Annotated in this window: 25 protein-coding genes; 14 read left to right on the top strand and 11 right to left on the bottom strand. The window is 40.7% G+C overall.

Annotated elements, in window-relative coordinates; all coding sequences use genetic code 11:
* The first annotated feature begins 504 nt into the window (after positions 1–504).
* From tkt to fbaA, 4 genes are all read left to right on the top strand, one after another.
* Positions 505–2,499, top strand: a complete 1,995-nt coding sequence (tkt, locus tag PSF28_RS04740; RefSeq protein ID WP_210839984.1) for a transketolase — start codon at positions 505–507, stop codon at positions 2,497–2,499.
* Between the two features lie 312 nt (positions 2,500–2,811).
* Positions 2,812–3,831 carry an erythrose-4-phosphate dehydrogenase gene (gene epd, locus PSF28_RS04735; protein ID WP_210839982.1) on the top strand — a complete coding sequence of 340 codons (1,020 nt, stop codon included), beginning with the start codon at positions 2,812–2,814 and terminating at the stop codon, positions 3,829–3,831.
* A gap of 92 nt (positions 3,832–3,923) precedes the next feature.
* Complete coding sequence (gene pgk, locus PSF28_RS04730; RefSeq protein WP_210839980.1) at positions 3,924–5,087, top strand: phosphoglycerate kinase; 1,164 nt, start codon at positions 3,924–3,926, stop codon at positions 5,085–5,087.
* A 59-nt stretch (positions 5,088–5,146) separates the two neighbouring features.
* Positions 5,147–6,223, top strand: coding sequence for a class II fructose-bisphosphate aldolase (gene fbaA, locus PSF28_RS04725; RefSeq protein ID WP_272665554.1), 1,077 nt, complete (start codon positions 5,147–5,149; stop codon positions 6,221–6,223).
* 65 nt (positions 6,224–6,288) lie between these two features.
* Here the strand turns inward: fbaA and PSF28_RS04720 are convergent, their stop codons facing one another.
* Positions 6,289–7,170: a LysR family transcriptional regulator gene (locus PSF28_RS04720; protein WP_210839978.1), complete on the bottom strand. Its 882-nt coding sequence runs from the start codon at positions 7,168–7,170 to the stop codon at positions 6,289–6,291.
* 282 nt (positions 7,171–7,452) lie between these two features.
* Between PSF28_RS04720 and PSF28_RS04715 the strand changes: the two genes are divergently transcribed.
* Both PSF28_RS04715 and PSF28_RS04710 read left to right on the top strand, forming a co-directional pair.
* Positions 7,453–8,673 (top strand): sodium/glutamate symporter, encoded by a 1,221-nt coding sequence (locus tag PSF28_RS04715; RefSeq protein ID WP_272684721.1) that lies wholly within the window; start codon positions 7,453–7,455, stop codon positions 8,671–8,673.
* A gap of 50 nt (positions 8,674–8,723) precedes the next feature.
* Complete coding sequence (locus tag PSF28_RS04710; RefSeq protein ID WP_210838589.1) at positions 8,724–9,686, top strand: agmatinase; 963 nt, start codon at positions 8,724–8,726, stop codon at positions 9,684–9,686.
* Between the two features lie 74 nt (positions 9,687–9,760).
* On the opposite strand, the gene PSF28_RS04705 is transcribed toward PSF28_RS04710, so the two are convergent.
* Positions 9,761–10,108, bottom strand: coding sequence for a nuclear transport factor 2 family protein (locus PSF28_RS04705; RefSeq protein WP_272684720.1), 348 nt, complete (start codon positions 10,106–10,108; stop codon positions 9,761–9,763).
* A complete protein-coding gene (locus tag PSF28_RS04700; RefSeq protein ID WP_247605397.1) occupies positions 10,108–10,965 on the bottom strand; it encodes a LysR substrate-binding domain-containing protein in 858 nt (285 codons plus the stop codon). Before PSF28_RS04700 ends, PSF28_RS04705 begins: the two co-directional genes overlap by 1 nt.
* Before the next feature lie 84 nt (positions 10,966–11,049).
* Here PSF28_RS04700 and PSF28_RS04695 point away from each other — a divergent pair, with 84 nt between their 5' ends.
* The 8 genes from PSF28_RS04695 to PSF28_RS04660 all read left to right on the top strand — a co-directional run bounded on the left by PSF28_RS04695 (position 11,050) and on the right by PSF28_RS04660 (position 19,477).
* A complete protein-coding gene (locus tag PSF28_RS04695) occupies positions 11,050–11,736 on the top strand; it encodes an ankyrin repeat domain-containing protein (RefSeq protein ID WP_210838583.1) in 687 nt (228 codons plus the stop codon).
* Positions 11,736–12,203 (top strand): nucleoside deaminase, encoded by a 468-nt coding sequence (locus PSF28_RS04690; protein WP_272684719.1) that lies wholly within the window; start codon positions 11,736–11,738, stop codon positions 12,201–12,203. The genes PSF28_RS04695 and PSF28_RS04690 overlap by 1 nt, the downstream gene beginning before the upstream one ends.
* Positions 12,200–13,381 carry a cyanate transporter gene (locus PSF28_RS04685; protein WP_272684718.1) on the top strand — a complete coding sequence of 394 codons (1,182 nt, stop codon included), beginning with the start codon at positions 12,200–12,202 and terminating at the stop codon, positions 13,379–13,381. Before PSF28_RS04690 ends, PSF28_RS04685 begins: the two co-directional genes overlap by 4 nt.
* A 97-nt stretch (positions 13,382–13,478) precedes the next feature.
* Positions 13,479–14,348: a helix-turn-helix transcriptional regulator gene (locus tag PSF28_RS04680; protein ID WP_210838577.1), complete on the top strand. Its 870-nt coding sequence runs from the start codon at positions 13,479–13,481 to the stop codon at positions 14,346–14,348.
* Between the two features lie 108 nt (positions 14,349–14,456).
* Positions 14,457–16,595 carry a TonB-dependent siderophore receptor gene (locus PSF28_RS04675; RefSeq protein ID WP_272684717.1) on the top strand — a complete coding sequence of 713 codons (2,139 nt, stop codon included), beginning with the start codon at positions 14,457–14,459 and terminating at the stop codon, positions 16,593–16,595.
* Positions 16,595–16,846, top strand: coding sequence for a hypothetical protein (locus tag PSF28_RS04670; protein WP_210838573.1), 252 nt, complete (start codon positions 16,595–16,597; stop codon positions 16,844–16,846). The genes PSF28_RS04675 and PSF28_RS04670 overlap by 1 nt, the downstream gene beginning before the upstream one ends.
* Positions 16,843–18,276, top strand: a complete 1,434-nt coding sequence (locus tag PSF28_RS04665; protein WP_272684716.1) for a PepSY-associated TM helix domain-containing protein — start codon at positions 16,843–16,845, stop codon at positions 18,274–18,276. The genes PSF28_RS04670 and PSF28_RS04665 overlap by 4 nt, the downstream gene beginning before the upstream one ends.
* A complete protein-coding gene (locus PSF28_RS04660; RefSeq protein WP_210838569.1) occupies positions 18,254–19,477 on the top strand; it encodes a RhtX/FptX family siderophore transporter in 1,224 nt (407 codons plus the stop codon). Before PSF28_RS04665 ends, PSF28_RS04660 begins: the two co-directional genes overlap by 23 nt.
* A gap of 17 nt (positions 19,478–19,494) precedes the next feature.
* Here PSF28_RS04660 and PSF28_RS04655 read toward each other — a convergent pair whose 3' ends face one another.
* The 8 genes from PSF28_RS04655 to PSF28_RS04620 form a co-directional block, all read right to left on the bottom strand.
* Complete coding sequence (locus PSF28_RS04655; RefSeq protein ID WP_210838567.1) at positions 19,495–19,887, bottom strand: hypothetical protein; 393 nt, start codon at positions 19,885–19,887, stop codon at positions 19,495–19,497.
* A gap of 134 nt (positions 19,888–20,021) precedes the next feature.
* Entirely contained in the window at positions 20,022–20,549 is a 528-nt protein-coding gene (locus PSF28_RS04650; RefSeq protein ID WP_210838565.1) for a LemA family protein, read from the bottom strand.
* Between the two features lies 1 nt (position 20,550).
* Positions 20,551–21,594, bottom strand: a complete 1,044-nt coding sequence (locus tag PSF28_RS04645; RefSeq protein ID WP_272684771.1) for a hypothetical protein — start codon at positions 21,592–21,594, stop codon at positions 20,551–20,553.
* Between the two features lie 29 nt (positions 21,595–21,623).
* The gene (locus PSF28_RS04640) at positions 21,624–22,181 is read right to left on the bottom strand and encodes a LemA family protein (protein ID WP_272684715.1); all 558 of its coding nucleotides are present in this window, start codon (positions 22,179–22,181) and stop codon (positions 21,624–21,626) included.
* A 152-nt stretch (positions 22,182–22,333) separates the two neighbouring features.
* A complete protein-coding gene (locus tag PSF28_RS04635; RefSeq protein WP_210838562.1) occupies positions 22,334–22,597 on the bottom strand; it encodes a helix-turn-helix domain-containing protein in 264 nt (87 codons plus the stop codon).
* A 59-nt stretch (positions 22,598–22,656) separates the two neighbouring features.
* Positions 22,657–24,102 carry an O-antigen ligase domain-containing protein gene (locus PSF28_RS04630; protein WP_272684714.1) on the bottom strand — a complete coding sequence of 482 codons (1,446 nt, stop codon included), beginning with the start codon at positions 24,100–24,102 and terminating at the stop codon, positions 22,657–22,659.
* A gap of 18 nt (positions 24,103–24,120) precedes the next feature.
* A complete protein-coding gene (locus PSF28_RS04625) occupies positions 24,121–25,173 on the bottom strand; it encodes an adhesin (protein WP_210838559.1) in 1,053 nt (350 codons plus the stop codon).
* 15 nt (positions 25,174–25,188) lie between these two features.
* On the bottom strand, positions 25,189–25,698 hold the full coding sequence (locus PSF28_RS04620) for a fimbrial protein (protein ID WP_210838557.1): 510 nt from the start codon (positions 25,696–25,698) through the stop codon (positions 25,189–25,191).
* Positions 25,699–25,709: the final 11 nt, after the last annotated feature.

Below are 25,709 nucleotides of genomic sequence, written 5' to 3'. Positions count from 1 at the left end.
CTATCTATTAATAATCATTAGAAAGGCTAGGTCTTTTACTCAACTCAAACAAAAATATTCGGGCATATTGCGCTTTTTTTTGTCTAAAACTTTGCCAATTATCACTAATGTGGCAGCTAAATGAGCTAGAAGCATAAATCACCTTGATCCCAGACACTGAACTCAGGTTTAATAAGGTTAGTCACTTGCGCAAAAATGTAAGTCTTAAGGGATATTTTGCGCAATGGAATGGATTCAGCTTTGCGGCAGTTCAATTTATTAGCGATCTGCTGCCATGAACATAGCAAATATTGCGGTATGGGTAGAATTGGGTTACTTTCAATCGCTCTATTCGTGAAATGCTCAGTATGTTATCGATGTGTTGTGGTTCCTTAGATAAGGAAACCGATGGCGATACCTCGGTAAATTGATATTTTCATGTTGCAGCGAAATTAAAGTAGCACTATCCGTATTGCGTTGTAAAAATTGGTTTAAGTACGTTTTTATCCTACCTGGAGTATACTGATGACGACTCGTAAAACCCTTGCTAATGCTATCCGCTTTCTAAGTATGGATGCGGTTCAAAAAGCAAAATCAGGGCATCCTGGCGCGCCAATGGGCATGGCTGATATCGCTGAAGTACTGTGGCGTGACCATATGAATCATAACCCAGCAGACCCTCACTGGGCAGATCGCGACCGTTTTGTACTGTCAAACGGCCATGGCTCAATGTTGATTTATAGCTTACTGCACCTCACTGGTTATGACTTACCTATCGAAGAGTTAAAAAACTTCCGCCAATTACACTCTAAAACACCGGGCCACCCAGAATATGGCTATACTCCAGGTGTTGAAACAACAACTGGTCCTTTGGGGCAAGGCATTGCAAACGCAGTGGGTTTTGCGATTGCAGAACGCACATTAGCCGCGCAATTTAACCGCCCTGGCCATGACGTTGTTGACCACCACACTTATGTTTTCATGGGTGATGGCTGTATGATGGAAGGTATCTCGCATGAAGCATGTTCTTTAGCGGGTACACTGAAATTAAATAAACTGATCGCATTCTATGATGACAACGGTATCTCAATTGATGGTGAAGTTGAAGGTTGGTTTACTGACGATACCGCAGCACGTTTCGAATCTTATGGCTGGCATGTTATCCGTGATATCGACGGACATGACGCATCACAGATCAATGCGGCAGTGAATGAAGCGAAGAACCAAGCTGATAAACCAACACTGATTATGTGTAAAACTATCATTGGTTTTGGTTCACCAAACAAAGCGGGTTCTGAGTCTGTCCACGGTGCACCTTTAGGTGATGCTGAAATTGCCGCAACTCGCGAAGCTCTGGGTTGGAGCTACGGTCCATTCGAAATTCCTAAAGATATTTACGAAGCTTGGGATGCTCGCACCGCAGGTAAAGAAAAACAAAGCGCATGGGATAAAAAATTTGCCGCATATGCAGCACAATTCCCTGAGTTAGCTGCGGAATTTACTCGTCGTATGAATGGTGAATTACCAGCTAATTTTGACGCGGATGCAAAACAATTTGTTGAAAATCTGCAACAAAACCCAGCAAATATTGCCAGCCGTAAAGCATCACAAAATGCATTAGAAGCGTTTGGTAAAGTATTACCTGAATTTATGGGCGGTTCTGCTGACTTAGCGCCAAGTAACTTAACCATGTGGTCAGGTTCGAAAGCGCTGAACGTTGACCCAGCGGGCAACTACATTCACTACGGTGTTCGTGAATTTGGTATGTCAGCTATCATGAACGGTATCGCGTTACATGGTGGTTTCATTCCTTACGGCGCGACATTCCTGATGTTCGTTGAATACGCACGTAATGCGGTTCGTATGGCAGCACTGATGAAAGTGCGTAGCATCTTCGTTTATACTCACGATTCTATTGGTCTGGGTGAAGATGGCCCGACTCACCAACCGGTAGAGCAACTGGCAAGCCTGCGTGTGACACCAAATGTCAGCACATGGCGCCCTTGTGACCAAGTTGAATCTGCGGTGGCGTGGAAATATGCTATCGAGCGTAAAGATGGCCCAAGCGCATTAATCTTCTCTCGTCAGAACTTAGAGCAACAACCTCGTACCGCTGAGCAATTAGCCAATATCGAGAAAGGCGCTTACATTCTGAAAGATTGCGCAGGTACACCTGAGCTTATCTTTATTGCAACAGGTTCTGAAGTTGAATTGGCCGTTAAAGCGGCTGACCAATTAACGTCAGAAGGCCGTAAAGTTCGTGTTGTTTCTATGCCATCAACTGATGCATTTGATAAACAAGATGCGGCATACCGTGAAGCAGTATTACCTGCAAATGTTAGCGCACGTGTTGCTATCGAAGCGGGTATTGCAGATTACTGGTTCAAGTACACTGGCTTAAACGGTGCCATCATTGGTATGCATACCTTTGGTGAATCTGCACCAGCGGAAGAACTGTATAAAGAATTCGGTATCACAGTAGAGAAAGCGGTTGAAGCTGCGAAATCTTTACTGAAATAAAATAAGACGGAATGATAACCGAATTTCGGTTCTCATTTCTAATTATCTTGCTGAACAACGCCTAGCGATAAACTAGGCGTTGTTTTTTTGTGCACCAATATAGGATTTTCTATTGCGTTCTATAAATATATCCCTTAATCTAATCCTAGATAAGCTGAACCGTTTCAGTTGTATGTTATAGAATGAAAATATTTTTTAAAAATGTCGGTTGAAGCACACTTTTGATGTTTGACAGCTAAAATGAGCAGTAGAGTTGGTGTGAGTCAGTTATCCTTAGCAACCGTGTGATTTTGCTCAGATACAAGGTGTAGAATGGCAATCAGGGTAGCAATAAATGGCTTTGGCCGCATTGGTCGAAGTGTTCTAAGAGCGTTGTATGAATCAGGCCGTCGGGCAGAAATTGTCGTGGTGGCGGTTAATGAACTAGCTGAACCTGAAGGTATTGCACATTTGCTGAAGTATGATTCCAGCCATGGGCGTTTTGCTTGGGATGTACGACTTAACGGAACACTTTTACAAGTTGGTGATGACAATATTCGCTTATTTCACCAATCTGAGCTGCATGAGTTACCTTGGAAAGAATTGGGAATTGATGTTGTTTTAGATTGTAGTGGGGTTTATGGTTCACGGGATGACGGCTTACTGCATTTAGCGGCAGGAGCGAAAAAAGTGTTATTTTCTCACCCAGGTGCTGATGACCTTGATGCAACTATCGTTTATGGTGTTAACCATGAAAGCTTAACCGCTCAAGATAAGATTGTTTCCAATGCTTCTTGCACCACCAATTGTATTATTCCAATTATTAAATTGCTTGATGAGGCTTTTTCGATTGAATCGGGAACCGTGACGACGATTCATGCGTCAATGAATGACCAGCCTGTTATCGATGCCTATCATAAAGATTTACGCAGAACTCGTGCAGCGAGTCAGTCTATTATTCCTGTTGATACCAAGTTAGCGGCAGGAATTACGCGAATTTTTCCGAAATTTAAAGACCATTTTGAAGCCATTTCTGTCCGTGTACCGACGACGAATGTGACAGCGATTGATTTGAGTGTTACCGTACATAACGATGTTTGTGTTGATAAAGTCAACCAACTACTGCGAAACGCGGCACAAGGCCATTTTCGTGGTATAGTGGATTACACTGAATTACCGCTAGTCTCGATGGATTTCAATCATGATCCACACAGTGCTATTATTGATGGTACACAAACGCGAGTTAGTGGTAAGCATTTAATTAAAACCCTAGTTTGGTGTGATAACGAATGGGGGTTTGCTAACCGGATGCTAGATACAACATTAGCGATGGCAGCGACAGGTTTAAACTAATTGGCGACTGACAGACAGCAGGGCATGATAACTTTATTGCTTTGCACAGTCGCTGATGGAAACTTTATAGAGAATCAACGAGAGGATTCACCATGTCTGTAATTAAGATGACCGATTTAGACTTAGCGGGTAAACGCGTATTCATCCGTTCTGACTTAAACGTTCCTGTAAAAGATGGCAAAGTTACTTCTGATGCACGTATTCGTGCTTCATTACCAACAATTGAAGCTGCTCTGAAACAAGGCGCTAAAGTCATGGTCACTTCTCACCTTGGTCGCCCGACCGAAGGCGAGTACAACGAAGAGTTTTCACTGCAACCTGTTGTTGACTATCTGGCTGACAAAATGGATTACCCAGTCCGCTTAGTTAAAGACTACCTTAACGGTGTTGAAATCGAAGCTGGCGAGTTAGTTGTGCTGGAAAACGTTCGCTTTAATAAAGGCGAGAAAAAAGACGATGAAACACTGTCAAAACAATATGCTGCATTGTGTGATGTTTATGTCATGGACGCATTCGGTACGGCTCATCGTGCACAAGCGTCAACACATGGCGTTGCTAAATTCTCTCCAGTTGCTTGCGCTGGCCCACTACTAAGTGGTGAGTTAGAAGCATTAGGTAAAGCATTAGATAACCCAGCTCGCCCAATGGTTGCGATTGTTGGCGGTTCAAAAGTATCAACGAAACTGACTGTATTAGATTCCCTATCTAAAATTGCAGACCAACTGATTGTTGGTGGCGGTATTGCGAATACCTTTATCGCAGCAGAAGGCAATAATGTTGGTCGCTCATTATATGAAGCAGACTTAATCCCTGAAGCGAAAAAATTACTGGCACATTGCCAAATTCCAGTACCGACTGATGTTCGTGTTGCGACTGAGTTCTCAGAAACCGCAGAAGCGACATTGAAAGCAAGTACTGAGATTAAAGACGACGAACAAATTCTGGATTTAGGTGACGAATCTGCACAGCGCTTGGCTGAGATTCTGAAAAATGCGAAAACCATTTTGTGGAATGGCCCAGTTGGTGTATTTGAGTTCCCTAATTTCCGTAAAGGTACCGAGATCGTTGCAAAAGCGATTGCAGACAGCGATGCATTCTCTATTGCGGGTGGTGGTGATACGTTGGCCGCTATCGATTTATTCAATATCGCTGACAAAATTTCATATATCTCTACTGGTGGCGGTGCTTTCCTTGAGTTCGTTGAAGGTAAAAAGCTCCCTGCTGTTGTGATGCTAGAAGAACGTGCTAAAGCGTAATTAATTGTTCATACACAACAGGCAGCGTAGGCTGCCTGTTTACCACAGGACCTTTTCACATGTCTAAAATTTTTGATTTTGTTAAACCGGGTGTTATCACGGGTGATGATGTACAGAAAGTTTTCGCAGTTGCTAAAGAAAATAACTTTGCATTGCCAGCGGTGAACTGTGTTGGTACGGATTCAATTAACGCCGTACTTGAAGCGGCCGCGAAAGTGCGTGCGCCAGTTATTGTTCAATTTTCAAACGGCGGTGCTGCATTCATCGCAGGTAAAGGTTTGAAAGCAGAAGGGCAACAAGCAGCAATTTTAGGCGCAATTTCAGGCGCTTATCATGTGCATCAAATGGCAGAGCACTATGGTGTGCCTGTTATTCTGCATACCGACCACTGTGCGAAAAAATTACTGCCATGGATCGATGGCCTGTTAGATGCAGGTGAAAAACACTACGCGAAAACGGGTAAACCACTGTTCTCTTCTCACATGATTGACCTGTCAGAAGAAACACTGGAAGAAAATATTGAGATCTGTGCTAAATATTTAGCGCGTATGGCTAAAATCGATATGACATTAGAAATCGAATTAGGCTGTACAGGTGGTGAAGAAGATGGTGTTGATAACACGGGTATGGACAGTTCTGAGCTGTACACTCAGCCAGAAGACGTTGCATACGCTTACGAAAAACTGAGTGCGGTGAGCCCACGTTTCACTATCGCTGCATCTTTCGGTAACGTTCACGGTGTTTATAAGCCAGGTAACGTTCAGTTAACGCCAAAAATTCTGCGTAATTCACAAGATTACGTTTCAGAAAAATATAACCTGCCACACAACAGCTTAGACTTCGTATTCCACGGTGGTTCTGGCTCAAGTGCTGCTGAAATCAAAGAAGCAGTAAGCTACGGTGTTATTAAAATGAACATCGATACTGATACTCAGTGGGCTGCTTGGGATGGTATTTTACAGTACTACAAAAAGAACGAAGGCTATTTACAAGGCCAATTAGGTAACCCAGAAGGTGCGGATAAGCCTAATAAAAAATATTATGACCCACGTGTATGGCTACGTAAATCTGAAGAATCAATGATTGTTCGTTTAGAGCAAGCATTTAAAGAACTGAACTGTGTTGACGTTCTGTAATTAACACGCATTAAGTTTCTTGTGATGAATCCCCCAGTGAGGTGACTTGCTGGGGGATTTTTTAGTCATGTAGATAGCGGAGTTTCACTTAATTGTGAAAGTAGTTTTAAAAATAGCGCTTCACTTTGTGTTAGAGGTTTACTGGCCTCAGTGATCGCACATATGCGGTTATGAAAAACAGGGGAATCGTTCATTTCTATTAGTGAGTGGCGAAAATTAATATGGGAGGCATAGTTCTCGGGCAGAATTCCGACATAGTGACCTGAAGCGATAAAAGTGGCAACGGCCTCAAGGCCAGCGGCCTCAGGACCTCGACTAAATTCACCCGATGCTAAAATACTTTCAGTGAATGGATGTGGCCGATAAACCAATGCTAGATTATGTTTGTTACTGGCGGTATTGGCAGAAACATAAAGCTTATGGTTTTCTATAAATAAGAATTGATAATTATAACGGCTGTTTTCGTGATATTGCCCCCGAATACCGATTTGAATTGTTCTGTCGCTAAGCGCTTTATTTAATTGATTATGGTTGAGTATGCTTAGCTCTAATTTGACATTAGGTGCCTCTTGGGTAAATTGAGTGATAGTGGCTGATAAATGGCAGAGTGGATCCGTTAAAATATGTTCAATAACACCAATAACTAATGTGCCAGATAAAATCCCATGGCGTTCATCAACTTCAGTTTTGATATTATCTAATGCTTTCAAAGCAGTATTGGCTTTTTCTATCACAAATAAACCTGATTCAGTTAGCTTAAAGCCTGAAGGTCCTCTTTCACATAATTGGACACCGAGTTTTTCTTCAATTTCACGAATATGGCGGCTTATCGACGCTTTTGACATATTTAATTTTTTTTCTGCAATGGTAAAGCCACCGACTTCTGCAACGGAAGTAAAAACACGTAATGATTTTAAGTCTTTTTCCGTTAGTTTTTTATTATGCATATTTATACCTATTACGTGAAATGAATCACTAAATGCTAATCTAGCTTAATTTTTGTTGGGATACAAATGACATAAATAATGCTGTTTTATTTTAATTATTAAAATTATTTTTGTTTTCTATAAAAGGTTTCATTTTATGAAACCATAGGATCAAAAATATCACTTTTATTCTTATCAGATACGTATATCTTAAAGTTGTAGTTGTTAATAGATTATTACCAAAGTGGCGCCACAAAATAATAATTAATCCAAATATATATAAATACAAAAGGATTCTAATTTATGGTCACAGATGAATTGTTAACAATAAAATTAGATATGATTACATTTACAGCATTAGGGGCTTTATTATTAATCGCTAGCAATGTAATTATAAAAAAATTCCCATTTTTTATGAAGTATTCAATTCCTAGCCCTGTTATCGGCGGGTTTATGTTTTCTATTGTAATGTGGTTAGCGTATCAATTTAATATTGTAGAACTTAATTTTGATAACACATTATATGACTTATCGATGTATGTATTCTTCGTCACAATTGGTTTAATGACAGGTGTTAAACTATTAGTGAGCGGTGGAAAAATATTACTGATTTATATGGTAATTTGCTGGGGACTGGCATTTATGCAAAATGGCGTCAGCATTGGTTTATCATATATTTTAGATATTGAGCCATTAGTTGCCATGATGGCAGGCCAAGCCTCGATGCAGGGTGGTCATGGTATGGCGGCATCTTTAGCACCACTGATTGAATCCTTTGGTCACGACCAAGCTCTGAATGTTGGGTTAGCGGCTTCAACGTTTGGTTTGATTGCAGGGTCAATTCTAGGAGGGCCAGTTGGGAACTGGTTGATTCAAAAAAATAAATTAAAAATTGAAACTGACCATGTTGATTTAGAAAATTTAGCGGAAAGTAACAGCACAGAAGATAAAATTACAGCCCAACAATGTATTATTACAGGGGCGGTTATTTTAAGCATACTTGCTATCGGAATGCCGACAGCGAAATGGATAAGCACAGCAACGGGCTTTACCATTCCCGGCCATATTTTTAGTTTATTTGTTGGTGTTGTATTTCATTCAATTAATGAAAGAAAGCCGATAATTAAAATATCTCGTAATACAGTAGTGTTAATTTCTACTCTATCACTAGAAATGTTTTTAGTGATGGCAATGATGAAGTTAAAACTTTGGGAATTATATGAGTTAGCCTTACCACTAACGATTATATTAATATCTCAGGTTATTACAACAATATTAGTTGCTATATTCGTTGTTTACCGTGCATTAGGTAAAAACTATGATGCCGCTGTTATGTCCGCTGGTTTTATTGGACATGGTTTAGGTGCAACACCAAATGGCTTAGTGGTTATGGACGCTATTTGTAATAAATATGGGTTATTCTCACGAAAAGCATTCATCATTATTCCAATTGCTGGAACAGTATTAACGGATATTGTTGGCGTCCCTCTATTTGTATTCCTAGCTAACACATTTGGTGGCTAAGAAATAAAAAATAAAAGAAATAAAACTAAATCTAAGAAGGAATAGTTGGTATGAAAAAATTAACGACACCCCCACATGTTGGCCATAAAACATTTTTATATTCAGAATTAGTGACTGAATTGGCCGGCATTGAAGCGGATATTGCCATACTAGGGATGCCATTTAGTTCTGCTTATAGTGCCCATGCATTTACCAATGACCAATCTCGAGCTCCACAATATTTACGTGATATGAGTGACCGAATTGTTAGGCATCCAGATCATTATGATTTTGATATTGATGGGCCACTACTACAAGGTCGAAAAGATATTAAATTTGTTGACTGTGGTGATGTTATTCCTGATTTATCAAAGCCTTTGGGGGAACATCATCAACGCGCGGCTGAGGCGATTCGGCAATTACTAAGAGCTAAGGCACTTCCTATTGTTTTAGGGGGCGATCATGGGATCACAACGCCTATTTTGCAGGGATTTGATGAAATAGGGCCGATTACACTTGTACATATTGATGCACATTTAGATTGGCGTGAAGAGGTTAATGGTGTCGATACTGGCCTTTCAAGCCCGATCCGCCGCGCTTCAGAAATGAAACATATAGGTGAAATTTTCCAAATCGGTTTACGTGCACAAGGTAGTGGGCGCCCAGCGGATTACCAAGCGGCTAAAGACCATGGGGCGCATGTTATTCCAGCCTATGAATTGCATGAGGTTGGAATGCAAGCCATTTTAGACCGGATCCCTGATAATTCGAACTACTATATTAGTATTGATGCGGATGGCATTGACCCAAGTATCATGCCTGGAGTTGATGGCCCGGCTCCAGGTGGGGTGACCTATTTGCAAGCTCGCAGCCTAATTCACGGTTTAGTGAAAAAGGGGCGCGTTGTTGGTATGGATATTGTGGAAATTACCCCAGCCAAGGATATTCCATCTAAGCTAACGGGGGTGACTGCCGGGCGCTTCGTTGTGAACCTTATTGGGGCATCTATCCGAGCGGGTTATTTTGATAAGTAATCGTCAATAAAAAACAGCAGTCTTCAAATGGAGGTTGCTGTTTTTCAGTAGGTTTCAAATTTTTTAGTAGAGAGTTATATCGGGGTTCCTTGATGAAACCGCAACTGCCATTGGTTTTCTGAATTTTTTAGCCAAATAGATGAACGGTGGGTGAGTTTGATTTTTTTACTATGGTGTAATTCAAAGCTGGTATAGGTCATTAACACGGTATTATCGCTCAAGAATGAGCAGTGATAATTTTCTGAATAAATAGATGTTTCCATTTCATTTGCCAATGACAAAAGCGTATCTCGCTTATCACTGGTTCCCCCAGAACGACCAAATTCAAAAAAATCCGCATGTAATATCTCACGAAGAAAATGACTATTCTGTCGGTTAGAACTGTTATGTAATTTTTTTTCTAATTCAATCAGTTTATGCATCACTCGCGCTCTCCCAATTTCTGTGCCAGTTTCTCGGCTAGCTGAGTAACAGTATCCGAAGTATTTGCGTGGAAATGCATGGCAATTTCCATTTCTTGAGCGGCAGGGAAACCGTCTTCTTCTGTTAAAATTCGATGTTGAGGCAGCTTTGCTCGCAAAGGTAATAAGCTGACACCTAACCCGTCGGCGATCGCACTTTGAATGCCCGCGAGGCTAGAACAAGTATAAGTTATGTGCCAAGGGCGTTGTTCATTGTCTAATAACTTAAACATATCATTACGATACAGACCATTTTCAGGAAAAACTACCAAGGGTACGGAATCATTATTGCAGTGTTTATATTGGTTGCTCATTAGCCAACATAATGGTTCAGGCCAATGGTAATCACTTTTAAATTCGCCTTTTTTCTGTTTCACAATAATTAAATCTAACTCACCATGTTGGTAGCGCTGATGAAGCTGACGGCTTAGGCCACTTGTGACTTCTAATCGCACATTGGGATTAGCTTGCATAAATGCAGCAAGTGTTGGGGTAACTTGGCCAGAAGCGAGATCTTCCGGAAAACCGAGCCGAATAGTTTGAATTACTGCATTGCCAGTGATTTTCATAAAGAAGGTATCATTGAGCACTAAGATATTTTTTGCATAACTCAACAAAACTTCACCCGTTTCGGTTAAGGTGAGTATGCGGTGTCCCCGAACGAATAAAGGCTGGCCGACTAAAGTTTCTAGCCGTTGAATCTGCTGGCTCAATGTTGATTGCGTTGAATTTAAATGCTGTGAAGCCACGGTGAAATTCCCTGTTTCAGCAACAGTGACAAAGGTTTTCAACAAAACAAGATTAAGTAATGGATTCATTTTATAAATACCTACCATTTAGTTATTTAATTTTTAAATAGCATACTTTTTCAGTAGATTAAAGAGTCATCGGGGAGATTAATCATGAAAACATTCTTTTTACGTGCGAAATGGTTGGTTCACTTAGTTAGCATTCTTATGATTTCGTTGGCATTTATGGTGAAAGGTATGGCGAATCCACAACTTGATTCTTTGGTGCCATTGGCTGAGCAAGGGAATCTACAAGGCGTTAAATCCTTGGTTGAGCAAGGTGCGAATATTGAACAGCGCGATTTACGCCAACGTACTGCGTTGATGGCGGCAACCCATGAAAACCATATTGAAGTTGCCCGTTTTTTGATAGAGCAAGGCGCAGATGTTAATGCACGCGATAATATGCAAGATTCCCCTTATTTGTACGCAGGAGCGCGTGGTTTACAAGAGATACTCGTATTAACCCTACAACATGGCGCTGACTTGAAAAGCACTAATCGCTACGGGGGAACTGCGTTGATCCCTGCAGCAGAACGCGGACACGTAACGACAGTCAAAACCTTGATTGATGCAGGGGTTGATGTGAATCACGTTAATCGGTTGGGTTGGACTGCACTGATTGAAGCGATTATTTTGGGTGATGGTAGCGATAAGTACGCACAAATTGTCACTGAATTAATTAAGGGCGGCGCAGATGTCAATTTAGCTGATGGCTCGGGGATATCACCGTTGACGTTGGCAAAAAGTAAAGGTTACCGTAATTTGATTGAAATTCTTGAGAATTCAGGAGCGAAATAATGTCGGATACGCAATTTTTGCAACAAGCTATCAACTTAGCAATGGAAAACGTGCAAGCTGGCGGACGACCTTTTGGCGCAATTGTTGTCTGTGATGGGCAAGTCGTTGCAAGTGGCGTCAACCAGATGCTTGAACTCAATGACCCAACTGCCCATGCGGAGCTGATGGCGCTGCGTCAGGCTGGGCAAAAATTAAGCCGTGTGAAATTAGATGACTGTGTGGTTTATGCGAGTGGGCAGCCTTGTCCTATGTGCCTTGCTGCCATGCGAATGGCGGGTATCTCTCGGGTCGTTTACGCCTATTCAAACGATGATGCCGCACCTTTTGGGCTTTCTACGGATGCCATTGCCAAAGCGCTGAGAGTTGCTCCTGAACAACAATCAGGTTTACGGTTTGAACAATTAAAGCCTAATGATGAAACGCGCAGTACCCTGTACCAACAGTGGTGGGAACGGCAATCTAAATGAGTAAAACAGCCTCATCTTCGTTGGCGTTGATACTAACCATTGTCTTAGTCGGGTTGAATTTACGGCCCTTTATGACGGGCCCAGGGCCCGTTATCGACAATATCATTCAAACGACAGGAATGAGTTATCAAAGCATTTCGCTTTTAACGTTGTTACCCATGTTGTTGATGGGGGTTGGGGCATTGGTTGTGCCGATGTTAAACCAACGTATAGGCGAACGTGCCGGGCTCAGTACTGCAATGCTATTACTGCTAGTCGGTTCACTCGCTCGTTACTTTGTTGTTGATGGTGCGGCTTTATTATTAACCGCTTTTTTATGTGGTGTGGGGGCAGCTTATATTCAGTCGGTATTTCCTGGGCTCATTAAAGCGAATTTCCCCCAAAAAATGGCGATGATGACAGGTTTGTATTCAGCCACGTTAATGGCGGGGGGAGCAATTGGTGCACAGCTAACGCCTTTGGTTGAGAAAATAACAGGCCACTGGCAGAGTGCTTTAGCATGGCTTGCCTTCCCAGCTTTGCTCGCGTTGTTGGCTATTTGGGCGAATGTACATACAGAGCGGAGTTCAAAAGTGGAATCGGTCTCAGTATTGACGTTCTTACGAAAGCCGAGAGCATGGTTGTTGATGGCAGGTTTTGGGCTGATTAATGCGGGTTATGGTACCGTAGTGACTTGGTTGGCACCTTTTTTCCAAGAGCAGGGAATGAGTGCTGCACAAAGTGGCACGTTTGTTGCCATATTAACGGTGTTTCAGGCGTTATCTGCGCTAATGATCCCTGTATTTGCTTCGCATAATATTGATCGTCGCTTTTGGCTGATTATTACGCTCAGTTGCCAAGCACTTGGTTTTTCTGGTCTGATGCTGTTTGCCAGCGATGTGCCACTTTTGTGGGTGGCACTATTAGGTATGGGGTTAGGCGGCTGCTTTGCACTTAGTATTATTACCGCTTTAGACCATCTGCCTCATCCCGTCAGCGCAGGCGCATTGACTTCGTTAATGCAGGCTGGTGGCTTTATTATTGCGGCATTTGGGCCATTAGCGGCGGCTTGGTTGCATCAAGTCAGTCAGGGTTTTACATGGGTATGGGCAATGCATGTGGTCTTTGTATTAGTAACATTGATTCTTTATTTGCGTTTGAACCCTAAAAGCTATAGTCAAATCTTCAATTTAAGATAATTAATCTCCTCTTTGTTTATTGCGAATGATAATTATTGTTATCTTTGTGTTTTTTTGCCACTATAACTGTTTATTTATTCGTCTAGGTAAGAGCCCTATGCAGCAGCGTATTGAAGATAAATTCACACAAGCACATTCAGCCCGTGAAGAACAATCTGTTGGTGAATTTATCCGGATCCGCCGCGGTGAGTTTCTGATTAACCGTGATTTAGGTATTGAAGAAGAACAAGCCGCTGGGCTCAAAATTGTGGCTATCCATCAAGGGGCAATGGGTTGCCGTAGTAGTGCGGGACAAAATGTTGAGGTCAATTCACCTTCTTTGATTTTATCGAGCAGTCCGCAAAATTATCTATTGAATAATCAATTTTATGGTCAGCAAACCATGAAATACACCATGATAGATATTTCTCCTGAATGGTTGGAAATGCAACAATTAAGTTTACCAGATACTTGCTATCATCCTCGTTCCCCAAAGCTATTACAGTTGGTTATTCCACCGAGTGTACTGGCGATCACTCATCAGTTATTTGCTTGCCCGACTCATTCGTCATTACGCCAACTCTATTTGAGCGCTAAAGTGTCTGAAATTACGGCACTATGCTTACATCATTCGCTATCTCATACAAATACGCCTGTTATTAGCGTATTGCGCCAGAGAGATATTGATATCTTGCATATGGCAAAAACTATATTGATTCAGGAAATGGAATCTCCACCCAGTTTAGATGAATTAGCTAAACGGTTAGGGGTCAATACCCGTAAACTCACGCAAGGCTTTCGCCAATTATTTGGCAATAGTATTTATGGCTGGTTGCAGGAGACCCGCTTGGAAACAGCTTTCCAACTATTGAGTATGAATGATGCAAATATCTCAACAGTGGCTTACCAAGTCGGCTATACCCCCGCTCATTTCTCCGTTGCATTTCGCAAACGCTTTGGTATTTCACCTAATCAACTCAAAAAATAACAGTGTGTACGCCGGATAACGATAGACAAATTCCGGCGGTCGAAAGTATCCCATCACATTAATTGTTAAATTGATAACAATTATCATTTAACTTTTTTAGGGTGGGAAATGCTGTCCGTTTATAACATTAAGTCACGCGGAAAATTCCGCTTAACACCTTGTGCCCTTTTGTGTGCAACAGTGAGTTGGTCTGCGATGGTGAATGCAGCACCTATGCAACCGAAACAGGATGTTATACAAGTGACCGCATCCTCAGAGACTGATGATGACTATGTTGCACCGGGGGTGACAACACTTGGCAAAATGGCTCTTAAACCACGGGAAGTGGCGCAATCTGTTAGCGTGATTGATAGAGAGCAAATTGAAAAACAAAACCTACAAACGCTTGATGATGTAATGCAACGTGCAACAGGGGTAACCAGTGCGCCCTATGTGAAGTTAACAACGGCTTATTATGTGCGTGGCTTCCAGATTGACTCATTTGAAATTGATGGTGTGCCAGCGCTATTAGGAAACATGGCTAGTTCTCCTCAAGATATGGCGGTATATGAGCGGGTTGAAATTCTTCGTGGGTCGAACGGCCTTTTACATGGTATGGGAAACCCCGCCGCAACTGTCAATATGGTAAGAAAACATGCGCCAAAAGAAAATATGGCCAAGTTCAGTTTAAGTGCGGGAAGTTGGAATCGTTATCGTGGAGAGGTGGATGTTGGGGGATTACTGAATCAATCAGGTTCAGTGCGTGGGCGGTTTGTCATGGCATGGGAAGATAAAGACTATTTTTATGATGTTTCTGACCAACAAACACGGTTGATGTACGGTACTGTTGACATCGATATTACCCCAGATACTTTACTGCGTATGGGGGCACAATTCCAAACGATTGATTCTGTTACCAATATGGCGGGTGTTCCTTTCGGTAAAGATGGCAGTGATTTACATCTACCGCGTAAAACCTATTTAGATGTGGATTGGGACCGCTTCAAGTGGGACACCTCCCGTTCATTTGCGGGTATTGAACATAAAATCAATGATGATTGGCAATATAAGCTTAACGCAGAGTATCAACATGTAAATGCCCGATTATTGTACGCAGGAGCATGGGGAAATATCGACCCTGTAACTGGTGATGGCGCAATGTTAATGGGGGGAGCGTATAAATTCCGTAACGAACAAACCAGCTTAGATACCAGTTTAAACGGTAAAGTAGACGCATGGGGGTTAACCCATGATGTGGTTGTCGGTGCAAGTTATTCTCATGCTAGTGAAAAGCAATATAGCGCAGATTTAGACCCCGCCTTAAATGTGCCAGTGAACGTGTATCGTTGGGACCCTCACAGTGTACCAAAACCTAATGTTGGCGCTTATAGCTCCGCAGGGCCAACCAAAACGACACAAAAGGATCTATACGGGATGGGACGTATCAAAGTGATCGAACCTGTTACTGTTATTGCGGGGGTGCGTGATAGCTGGTGGGATGTGAAAACACCAACAGCAAACTTCACTGAAAATGGCCGCCTTACTCCCTACGGTGGTGTGATTTGGGATTTTACGCCGCAATGGTCATGGTATAGCAGCTATTCAACAGTTTATCAGCCACAAACAGGGAAAACGTGGAGCGGAAAAATGCTCAAACCTGTTGAAGGGCAAACGCTTGAAACGGGTGTCAAAGGCGCACTATTCAATGGCGGATTAAATCTATCAGGTGCTATTTACCAAATTGATATTAAAAATAACCCACAAATTGACCCTGCACACCCGACCGGCGGGTTTAATAATTACTTTATCAGCGGTGGGAAAGTACGTAGTCAAGGATTTGAATTGGAAGGGATTGGCTATCTAACACCATTTTGGGATGTATCAGTGGGTTACACCTATACGGATACCAAATATCGTGATGACAGCCAGAACAAAGGCGATTCCTATAACACATTGACCCCGCGACATATGTTGCGAGTTTGGTCGAACTATGACTTGCCTTGGAATGAGCGCAAATGGAGCTTGGGCGGTGGTATGCAAGCTCAAAGTGCATACAGTACAAGTAACGGTAATGTGACTTTACGCCAAGGCGGTTATGCGATTTTTAACGCGCGTTTAGGCTACCAAATCGATGAAACATGGACGGCTGCGGTTAACATTAATAACCTATTTGACCGCCGTTACTACTCAGGGCTGTTCTCGCCACAGTGGAATAACCGTTATGGTGATCCGCGCAATGTGATGTTTACACTGAAGGCTGATTTCTAATGAAATTAGTGAGTTGCCTAGCAGTTATTGGCACGTTGATCGGTGGGATCGTGCTATCGATGTTGATAGCACGTTTTTATCCATCAGCAGATCCGCTCGAACGCTTATATGGTGCCATATTTCTAAGCGTTATCACCACGATGGGATTATTGGTTTATAACTTCAGTGCACTAAATTGGCGAAAATTATTAGTACGTAGCTATAGCTGGTGGCTATTGCCGCTTTTTTTAATGATGGCGGGGTGGGTATGAAGCATAAACCGCCTCTCACTCGTCGTTTAGACCAATTACATCGCAGTGCGGGGGCGCTATTTGGCGTTTTTCTGTTTGTGATCCTATTCACGGGGTGTTGGAGCTTAGGTAGTGATGCATTGCGGTTATGGTGGAACAATGTGCCACTTTCAGGTGAGTTATTACCACTCGAACAGCTCCTTGCGTTACAACCAAGTGCAACCATGATCCAACTGCCTGAGCCGCATAATCCTGAGATCACTTTTTGCCAAGGCATGGGAAGATGTGAATTAAGCTATAGCGCGATTAACGGTGAATTGGTTGCCTTAAACAGCCCGACAATGTGGCTAGTAACATTACATAAAAACTTATTTATGGATTTTCCTGGGCGAGTTTTTATCAGTTTATTTGGTTTTGCATTCGCCGTTTTGTTAATCACAGGGCTAGTGATACAACGCCGCAGAATATCCACAATGGTGCGCTTGCCGCGCGTTACACACTTGAGAGTGTTTCTCCATGATTTACATAGCTGGCTTGGCCTATGGTGTTATCCGTGGCTGGTTTTATTTGCGTTTACCGGAGCATTATCAGGACTAGGGGCGCTAGGAACGGTTTCTCTTGGTGAAAGGGCTGCATCAGATAATCCACAAATTATCATGAAAACCTTGATGGGCGAGTTTAAGCCACTGAAAACACCAGTTCTCGTGGCTGAAAGCTCGATTACTGCGGCAATCAGTGCATTACAGCAAACAGTCCCTAGCTTTATACCTCAAACCTTGTTCAAGCAAGGTGATACGTGGGTGATTGGCGGTGTGCGTAATGGACAGTTATCTACCTCTAACTTCGAACAATATCAATTTGATAGTAAAAAGCGCCAGTTAGTTGCAGTGCGGGATTCTGCACAGCAAGGTATTTGGACACGTGCTTTTATCGCCATCCAACCTTTGCATTATGGGCAATATCAATGGTTACCTAAAATAAGTAATACATTGAGTTATCTGCATTTTACTGCAGGGGTGAGTGGGCTGATATTGGTTTCTGTTGGCCTAGCTATGTGGTGTTGGAAAAGAAATCATAGCCTAGCGGCAAGGTTCATTGTGGGCAGTTGTGGTGGATTGCTGTTGTCCGCATGTGCACTATTAGCGGCAGTGCCATGGTTCACTGCTTTGCTACCAATACACTTTTTTTTGGGCTGGGGGATAGCATGTATAGCGAGTTTACTCTGCAAAAATGCACAGTTGAGCTTGCAGGTATGCCTTTTATTCTCTGCTGTTTTGTTGCTATCCGTATTTATAGCCTCCTATCTGTTTAGTTCGTTGCCTTTTTCTCGTATCAATCTCGTTTTGTTATGTGGCGGAATAGGGCTTTTATGTATTTTATTCGGTTGTCGAAAATTGTCAGGCACAGCAAAACGTGCGCGGAGTGAGTATGAAAGATCTATTACAAAATAAACAGTTAGTGGTGACGTTGGGGTTACTTTATCTTGCGCAAGGGATACCGATGGGGATAGCAATGGATGCGTTGCCTACTTTTTTACGCCATGACGGAGGCGAACTGAAAGCATTAGCTTTTTTGCCATTAGTTGGTTTGCCATGGGTGGTGAAATTTTTATGGGCTTCGTTTGTTGATAACCACTGGGGGAACCGTTTAGGTCGCCGTAAAAGTTGGATTATTCCAATGCAAATTATTGTCACGATAACGATGTTCGCACTAAGCACCATCGGGTTATCGGTTGAGAATGCTTTACCCTGCATTGCATTGTTGTTTGCCGCTTCCCTTGCCAGTGCTACCCAAGATATTGCAACAGATGGTATGGCTGCGGAGCAGGTCAGTGGCACAATGTTATCAAAGATCAATGCAGTACAGATAGCAGGAGTGATGGCGGGCTTTTTTATTGGTGGCGCAGGGTTGATGATCATGAGTGAAAGTTTAGGCCAACACCTTGCTTTGGGGGTTTTAGCCAGCGTGCCGTTACTCAGTTTATTGTTTATTAGTGTGTGTCCATTAAAAACTCCATCAATAACACAGGAAATAAACGAGAAAGCGAGCCTATTAAAAACCGTAAAACGTCGTGGTGCTCCGCGTTTATTGTTATTAACTTTGCTTTCTGCGGTGACAGCTGTTTCCGGTTTTGGTTTAGCCAAATTATTCCTAAATGATGCGGGTTGGTCATTAGCGCAAATTGGTAAAATGGGCATGGCAGGGGGGATGGTCACATTACTCCTAGGCTGTGGTGGTGGAGCGTGGTTAATCGGTAAAATCGGTGTGTGGCGTGCTTTCTCATTTGGTCTGTTATTTGCTTTGTTATCTTCATTGTTATGGCTGTTGCAATCCACTAATGGTGTTTCTATTTCTTTAGTTGCACTGTGTATTACATTTGGTTCGTTATCTGCGGGGGTCACATCAGTCGCGATAATGACGGCTGGGATGCAATTTGCATCGCGCTATCAGCAAGCAGGAACGGATATGACTGCAGTACAAAGTACCCGTGATATTGGTGAATTAGCCAGTTCGATGATGCTTGTCGGTTTAACCGCAGTGGTAGGCTATTCCGGTGGGTTTATATTAGGGGCATTAATTGCCTTTATTGCGCTGTTAGTGACATTTTCACATTACCGCTATATGCAGCGATTAGAAACAGAGCGAGTTTAAGATAAATAGATCCGGTACTACTTTTTACGTTTCTTATTTTGTTTTTTGACTTCTTTATTCACTTTCTTTGCAATGGAATTGAAGTAGATATCTAAATAGTGTCGGTTGCTTAAAAATGAAATTAAGCAACTGGCAACGATCACCAGCCAAACAAGCTGTAACTTAATTGAGTTCTCGATACTGAAAAGGAGCAACAGTGGGATCATGACCATCATACTAATGAAAACAGAACAAAATAAAGCACCTGCAATATAGAGCGAGTACTTTTTTAAGCCGAATATATTGAGGATGATCAGGACGGCAACAGTTAAAAGTAGTGTACCGAATGTCGCAAACATAATGATAAGCCCTGCCTCTTGTTCAATGAGCCAATCCGTGAAACCAAACCAAGAGAAAGGGATACTTATCATTATAAACGCTCCTGTTTGCTATATACTCGCCATACTTCAAGTTGCAAGGGTGTTGACTACACTCAGCTAGCCGAATCACATACTCGTGTATGCTCATCGGCCTATCTTCCTTTGTCGCCTACCTGCAACTCGAATTATTTAGAGTAGAGTAGGGGGATATCTTTAAAACGAAATAATCGGGCAAAAATCAGATTAGGGAAAACATGAATATCCGTATTGTAGAGTGTGACGGTTTGGTTGAAAAATTCACGTCGGTCTGCAATTTGGTCTTCAATATGTTTTACTTGGGTTTGTAATTCCATTAGGACTGCTTTGCTAATTAGTGCTGGGTAGTTTTCTGCAACCGCAATCAGTGGCTTTATTTTCGCTGGCAGCTGATTTGCGGTATCGACTTTGGTTCCAATGTCAGTACTGGATAAATAACGCTGGCGGCTGGCCACTAATTCACTAAATAGCTGCTTTTCATGTGCCATCGCTTTATCTGCAACGTGAGTTAATACCGGCACTAATTCAACTTGCTTCTTTAGCAATACATCAATATTAGAAAACGCTTTATGACAATTGTTTTTTAAAAATACAATATTATTATAAATATTAATAAGATAGCGTATAAAAATATAGCTAATAACCGCGATGATGATGAAAAAAATAAGCTTTTCCATGTTAGTCATTACCATCAAATAATGCGATTTGGTCGAAATGCATATTCAGCTGGCCATTTTGGTAATCCATTGGGGTCACTAAAATGACACCAATCAGTAGAAGCGCAATCATGGCGGTAATGGCTAAGTTTCGACGTAATGGACCCGTTTTGTTCCAACGAACGACATAGTCCGAGGGGGAGATGCCTAATAGCATATGAGGTGCTTTACGTATAATAATCGATTCGCCTTTTTCGTTAGCGTCTGCTGTACCAATTAATAAATAACTGCGGTTTGCTTCAAGTAAATACTCTGTATAACGGCGATTACCGCTTTCAACATCCATATGCGGCTCTAAGCCCGGGTAAACGAAATAATCAGGGTCACATTCTACTTTAACAGAGCCCGTATCATCCGTTAGGGTAAAGCTGTGCATATTGCACTTACTACTTTGTAAGGTATAGCTTTTTTTACCGTCTTTATCTTTTGATATGGAATATTCAAAATAAAAGGAGCCATAGCAGGTTTTATTACCTAGCTGGCTTTTAATGGACGTGCCCGCCGTGATTTTCCCTTCAACTTCCACAAGCCCCATCGCCATTGAGCGTATTTTAGAGGTGGCGAGGTTTTTCTGGAATTTTAAGAAGCGCTTGGTTGGTGTATTTTCAATTGCTTTAAATACGAAAGCTAAGACAAACGCGATAAAAAATACGCGCATGTCGATAAAGATCCCAGCAAATAGGCAAGTGGCGATCAGCATTCCCACAAGGACTCTAAGAAACGCACTAAATTTTGATGAGCCTTCATTTTGTAAGCGCTGGTAACGTTGATAGGCTACTTTGCTAGAATTGACGGCACTACGAGTAATAAAAAAGGTGATGACCAGTACAACGACATAATAAATGATACTGACATAATCACGGGTAGAAGGTGAGAGTGAGTACCACATACCACAAGCAACACTGATAAAAGGAATGATCCCCCAGTTTACTTTTTTATTTACCGAGAACTTGTTATCGATAAATAAAATGAAAGCACCAATGGCGGCTCCGAGTAAAAAATACATATTCACGCATTAATACCTTTAGGCTGACATTATTTAAACTGGACGCCTTGATATTTTTTTTCATCTTCAGAAATATCAAGTAATGGCAGTGCTGAAAAACGAAAGGCATTAGCAATTAGGCTATCAGGGAACATTTGTATTGCAGTATTATACTCTGTTGTTGCGTCGTTAAAGCCTTCACGTCGTTGGGCTATTTTATTTTCAACGTCACTTAAAGCGATTTGTAATTGGGTAAATTGCTCACCAGAAATGAGGGTAGGGTAATTTTCCGCAATGGCTACAAGGTTACCCAGTACACGGTTCATTTCATTCGATGCTGCGATTTTTTCATTCATATTTTGGGCATTGAAATAGCGTTGGCGTGCATCACTTAATGAGGTAAATAACGCTTTTTCATGTTCCATCGCTTTTTCCGTAATAGTGACTAGCTGCGGAATCTGATCTGCTCTTTGCTTTAAAATAACATCAATATTGGCAAATTGATTGCTGACTTGATTACGGGTATTGATCAGGCGGTTATAGATAGAGATCCCCCAACCTATGGCCAATAAGAGTAAAACAAATACAACGATAAGTGTGATGGTCATATTGGTACCTTTTAACCCATGATCAGTGATTTGGGTTAAAAATATAAGAGCCTTATCGCTTATGCAATCAGAAAAGAATGAAAGTGAGGTTAGAATAAAGAAAATCTGATCTTGCTTTATGACAAAATCAGATTTTACTGCTTAAACAGTGCTTAAAGGTTTATATCGACAAGGGCATGGTTCTCATAGATATTTTGTTCAAGAAAATAATCTAGGTCACACTGCAGTACATTAGCAAATATACATAGTCGATGAATCGTAAAATTCTGCGTACCGCGTTCATAACGGGAAATTTGCTGTTGGCTTAATCCCGACTTTTTCCCTAAAGTGTGTGCTGTCCAGCCCATTTGTAAGCGGCGCTTACGAAGTTGTAGTCCTATATAGGTGTTTGAAATTTCAGTTTGATATATTCTCATAATACTGTCCTGATTAATATAACACTACTTGAGTGAAAATAAGGTTTATTTATGTTTTTTTATACGTTATTTTTTTCTAAGCTAATTGAACTCGATACTCGAATTGCTATGCTTTCGTTATGATAACTACCCTGTGCATAAAAAGATTTTTCTCCATTAAATAGAAATAAACCAATAATAAAAATGCCCAATCCAATAATAAATATAATAAAGCTGAATAAATAAGAGAGTTGCTTGTTAATATAAAATAGGGATTGTTCTTCTAATGCGAAAGCGGCATCTGAGAATGATAGAAATAATATGACGATCCCCCAATGTAATACAGAAAGTAAAAAAGGGTATTCAACATGATTATGTATAATAATAGGGGTTATTGATAGAATGATTGCCAATGGGTAACCATTTCCGTTAATTTTATATTTTATAAAAGATTGAAATACGACATAGATACCTCCGGTTAATAATAAAGATAAAAATATCAAATTAGTGAAACCTCCAGTCATCAGCCAGAGTAATATTTCATTATGTGGATGAGGAACAATATACATTTTAGGGCTGAAAAAAGGAATTGCTGTTCTTTCATAACTATTTTCAAATAAAAAAGACTGCTCCCATGCATCATAAGGTTTCTCTAAGAATAAAGTAATAGAAAAACGCAACATTTGTTTTAAATGGAATTGGTTCATAATGTCAGTTGCAATGTACTGAGGGCATAGCCTTATTAGATAAATTCCAATGAAAATTGCTACAGCAATAATAAAATAGCTAGAGCTAACACGTAGAGGGTTTTTCTTGTAAAAAAGGCAAATAAAAATAAATGCACAAACAGTAAAACTTAGCCAAGCAATAACAGACTGCAGAACAACTAAAGTTAATGTGAAAAATAAAATACAAGTTCCAAGTAATACAACCCTAATTTTTTCATAGCGTTCAGATAATAACGAAAATTGTGATAATATAAGAGTCATTAGAGATAATAAGCATGCAGCCGCCATGTTAACTGATAATATATTGACTTGTTGTGATAATCCATTTGACCTCATACCAGAGGCAAGATAAAAAATATCGGCTTCAAATATATATTGATATGCAGTGATAAAGGCTTGAGCTACACTAATAGTGATATAACAGTAAATACAAAATGATTGTATTAACCATTTTTTTCTCACTTGTAACCCTGCAATATAGAGTAATACGCCAACAGTAATACCAGAACAATACCAAAAATCAATGCTATTATTTTCTCCCTGATAAGATATTAACCCCATCATTAGAATGGCTAAAGAGAAACAGTAGCAAATAGCAGGTAATGTAATGATTATTTTAATTTTTCGATAGAAAACAGTAAATGCAATAATAGATATTGTCAAGGAAATAGATAACCAACTAATAATGTTTTGTGGTAATGATTGTCTTAGGCTTCCTAGGCTATCGATATAAATAAGACTAGCAAGGTGCCAAACAATAAAGATACCAATAAATAGTGCGCGGGATATTATTATCATAGTACAATTACCGCTAAATTAAATAAATGTGGCGATTAACCAAGCATTACCTTTGTAGTCTCCTGGTTCGGCGTCATAACCAGAAACTTTACTTTCAATCATAATATTTTTTACTTTATCAATTGTTGTTTCAAATGTTTTTCCACTTTGATTATTTTGTTCATCATAAATTGTAAGCTCAGAATAAATAGTATTATTTCCTGATTTTAAAGGGAGTCTTTTTTGTGGATCGCTGTCTGTGGCATAGTCTAAAGTTAATTTTACTTTAACTGGCTGCACTCTATCGCATGTATAGGTAACAGTACGAGTTTCTTTACTATTAAATTCATAAGCATCCAATGTTTTGTGATCAATATTTAAATTATCAATACTAGAACGGCAATTTGATGGATAATTGATAACCGATGTTGTGAGGTCTAATTTAACGGTGGCTTTATCAATAGGTACATAAATATCTGGTGTTCCATAGTCTTGGAATAATCGTGTATAACCTGCGATCATTGCATTTGGAATAACAATTTTTCCATCAACAGGAATATCTTTGACATAAACTCTAACGGTAAAAGGAAAATGAACAGTAAAAAATGATGTTGCTAATGGCCCCATTTCTTCATTAGAACATCCTCTCCCTGAAATATTTCGCCAGCCACTGGTTATTCCATTCTCAGAATAAAGAGTAAAAAATGTATTGTTGTTTATTTTATATGCGGTCAGCCCACCAATAGTAAAGCCTGCCTCTGGCATATAAGCAAAGACACGGTGATAGGCGTAGCTCCAATGAAGACCAGCGGAATAATTACCTTGTAAGAAGTTCACAGTACAATATACAGAGCCATAAGGCTGAGATGTGCTTTCATTAATAACAATACCGGAGCTATTTGCTGGAGCGATTAAAAAATATTTATTGTTATCACTTCCAATTGCTGGGGTGTTAGAAACAACGGAGTTGTTAGATACTAAGCTCATTTTATAACCACCACCACTTCCTGAATAGCGGGTCGCACTATAGGAATTTAAGCTAACTAAGAGGAGTAACAAAAGTAATGGTGAATATATTTTTATATTTTTCATAAAGACTTCCCAATATTACAGATAATCAACCATCACTGATAAAGCGGCACTAAACGGCCCTGCAGTGAGATTTTCAATAGCTTGATTAGTGACTAATTGTGATTGGATAACAACTTTCCCTGTATCACCACTTACGGATGGAGCAATCCTTTCCCATTTATTAAGGTTGAGCGCATTACTTTTATTTTCTTCTGAAAAACGAATTCCCAATCCATTAATAGAGGTCGCAAGCACGGTTTCATTGTTTATTATCAGAGTGCTTCCTTCTCTAGGTGATAGGTAAACTTGTAAATTTTTTCGAAGTTCACATTGTTTAATGAGAATACCAAAGGACTGCTTTTCTTCAGTTAGTCTGTCTAGCGCTACCTCTCGAAAATTAATGACTAATTCTTTTTCACCATTTTCTGCAGTAAGTACACATGACGGTCGAACCAATTTAGCAGAAAGAGAAATTAGTACATCCGCTTGAGTACCTAAGGAAACTAATAAGCTAATTAAAGGGAATGAAAAACAAATGAATTTCATTTCAATTCTCC

The organism is Providencia sp. PROV130 (genome assembly GCF_028482225.1).
Lineage (GTDB): Bacteria > Pseudomonadota > Gammaproteobacteria > Enterobacterales > Enterobacteriaceae > Providencia > Providencia rettgeri.
The sequence above is the reverse complement of the archived record's forward strand: the minus strand, read 5'-3'. Positions and strand labels throughout refer to the sequence as shown.

What these genes read in the sequence shown, in the direction of transcription:
- tkt (WP_210839984.1), top strand. Translation starts at nt 505, where the DNA reads ATGACGACTCGTAAAACCCTTGCTAATGCTATCCGCTTTCTAAGTATG.
- epd (WP_210839982.1), top strand. Translation starts at nt 2,812, where the DNA reads ATGGCAATCAGGGTAGCAATAAATGGCTTTGGCCGCATTGGTCGAAGT.
- pgk (WP_210839980.1), top strand. Translation starts at nt 3,924, where the DNA reads ATGTCTGTAATTAAGATGACCGATTTAGACTTAGCGGGTAAACGCGTA.
- fbaA (WP_272665554.1), top strand. Translation starts at nt 5,147, where the DNA reads ATGTCTAAAATTTTTGATTTTGTTAAACCGGGTGTTATCACGGGTGAT.
- PSF28_RS04720 (WP_210839978.1), bottom strand. Translation starts at nt 7,170, where the DNA reads ATGCATAATAAAAAACTAACGGAAAAAGACTTAAAATCATTACGTGTT.
- PSF28_RS04715 (WP_272684721.1), top strand. Translation starts at nt 7,453, where the DNA reads ATGGTCACAGATGAATTGTTAACAATAAAATTAGATATGATTACATTT.
- PSF28_RS04710 (WP_210838589.1), top strand. Translation starts at nt 8,724, where the DNA reads ATGAAAAAATTAACGACACCCCCACATGTTGGCCATAAAACATTTTTA.
- PSF28_RS04705 (WP_272684720.1), bottom strand. Translation starts at nt 10,108, where the DNA reads ATGCATAAACTGATTGAATTAGAAAAAAAATTACATAACAGTTCTAAC.
- PSF28_RS04700 (WP_247605397.1), bottom strand. Translation starts at nt 10,965, where the DNA reads ATGAATCCATTACTTAATCTTGTTTTGTTGAAAACCTTTGTCACTGTT.
- PSF28_RS04695 (WP_210838583.1), top strand. Translation starts at nt 11,050, where the DNA reads ATGAAAACATTCTTTTTACGTGCGAAATGGTTGGTTCACTTAGTTAGC.
- PSF28_RS04690 (WP_272684719.1), top strand. Translation starts at nt 11,736, where the DNA reads ATGTCGGATACGCAATTTTTGCAACAAGCTATCAACTTAGCAATGGAA.
- PSF28_RS04685 (WP_272684718.1), top strand. Translation starts at nt 12,200, where the DNA reads ATGAGTAAAACAGCCTCATCTTCGTTGGCGTTGATACTAACCATTGTC.
- PSF28_RS04680 (WP_210838577.1), top strand. Translation starts at nt 13,479, where the DNA reads ATGCAGCAGCGTATTGAAGATAAATTCACACAAGCACATTCAGCCCGT.
- PSF28_RS04675 (WP_272684717.1), top strand. Translation starts at nt 14,457, where the DNA reads ATGCTGTCCGTTTATAACATTAAGTCACGCGGAAAATTCCGCTTAACA.
- PSF28_RS04670 (WP_210838573.1), top strand. Translation starts at nt 16,595, where the DNA reads ATGAAATTAGTGAGTTGCCTAGCAGTTATTGGCACGTTGATCGGTGGG.
- PSF28_RS04665 (WP_272684716.1), top strand. Translation starts at nt 16,843, where the DNA reads ATGAAGCATAAACCGCCTCTCACTCGTCGTTTAGACCAATTACATCGC.
- PSF28_RS04660 (WP_210838569.1), top strand. Translation starts at nt 18,254, where the DNA reads ATGAAAGATCTATTACAAAATAAACAGTTAGTGGTGACGTTGGGGTTA.
- PSF28_RS04655 (WP_210838567.1), bottom strand. Translation starts at nt 19,887, where the DNA reads ATGATAAGTATCCCTTTCTCTTGGTTTGGTTTCACGGATTGGCTCATT.
- PSF28_RS04650 (WP_210838565.1), bottom strand. Translation starts at nt 20,549, where the DNA reads ATGGAAAAGCTTATTTTTTTCATCATCATCGCGGTTATTAGCTATATT.
- PSF28_RS04645 (WP_272684771.1), bottom strand. Translation starts at nt 21,594, where the DNA reads ATGTATTTTTTACTCGGAGCCGCCATTGGTGCTTTCATTTTATTTATC.
- PSF28_RS04640 (WP_272684715.1), bottom strand. Translation starts at nt 22,181, where the DNA reads ATGACCATCACACTTATCGTTGTATTTGTTTTACTCTTATTGGCCATA.
- PSF28_RS04635 (WP_210838562.1), bottom strand. Translation starts at nt 22,597, where the DNA reads ATGAGAATATATCAAACTGAAATTTCAAACACCTATATAGGACTACAA.
- PSF28_RS04630 (WP_272684714.1), bottom strand. Translation starts at nt 24,102, where the DNA reads ATGATAATAATATCCCGCGCACTATTTATTGGTATCTTTATTGTTTGG.
- PSF28_RS04625 (WP_210838559.1), bottom strand. Translation starts at nt 25,173, where the DNA reads ATGAAAAATATAAAAATATATTCACCATTACTTTTGTTACTCCTCTTA.
- PSF28_RS04620 (WP_210838557.1), bottom strand. Translation starts at nt 25,698, where the DNA reads ATGAAATTCATTTGTTTTTCATTCCCTTTAATTAGCTTATTAGTTTCC.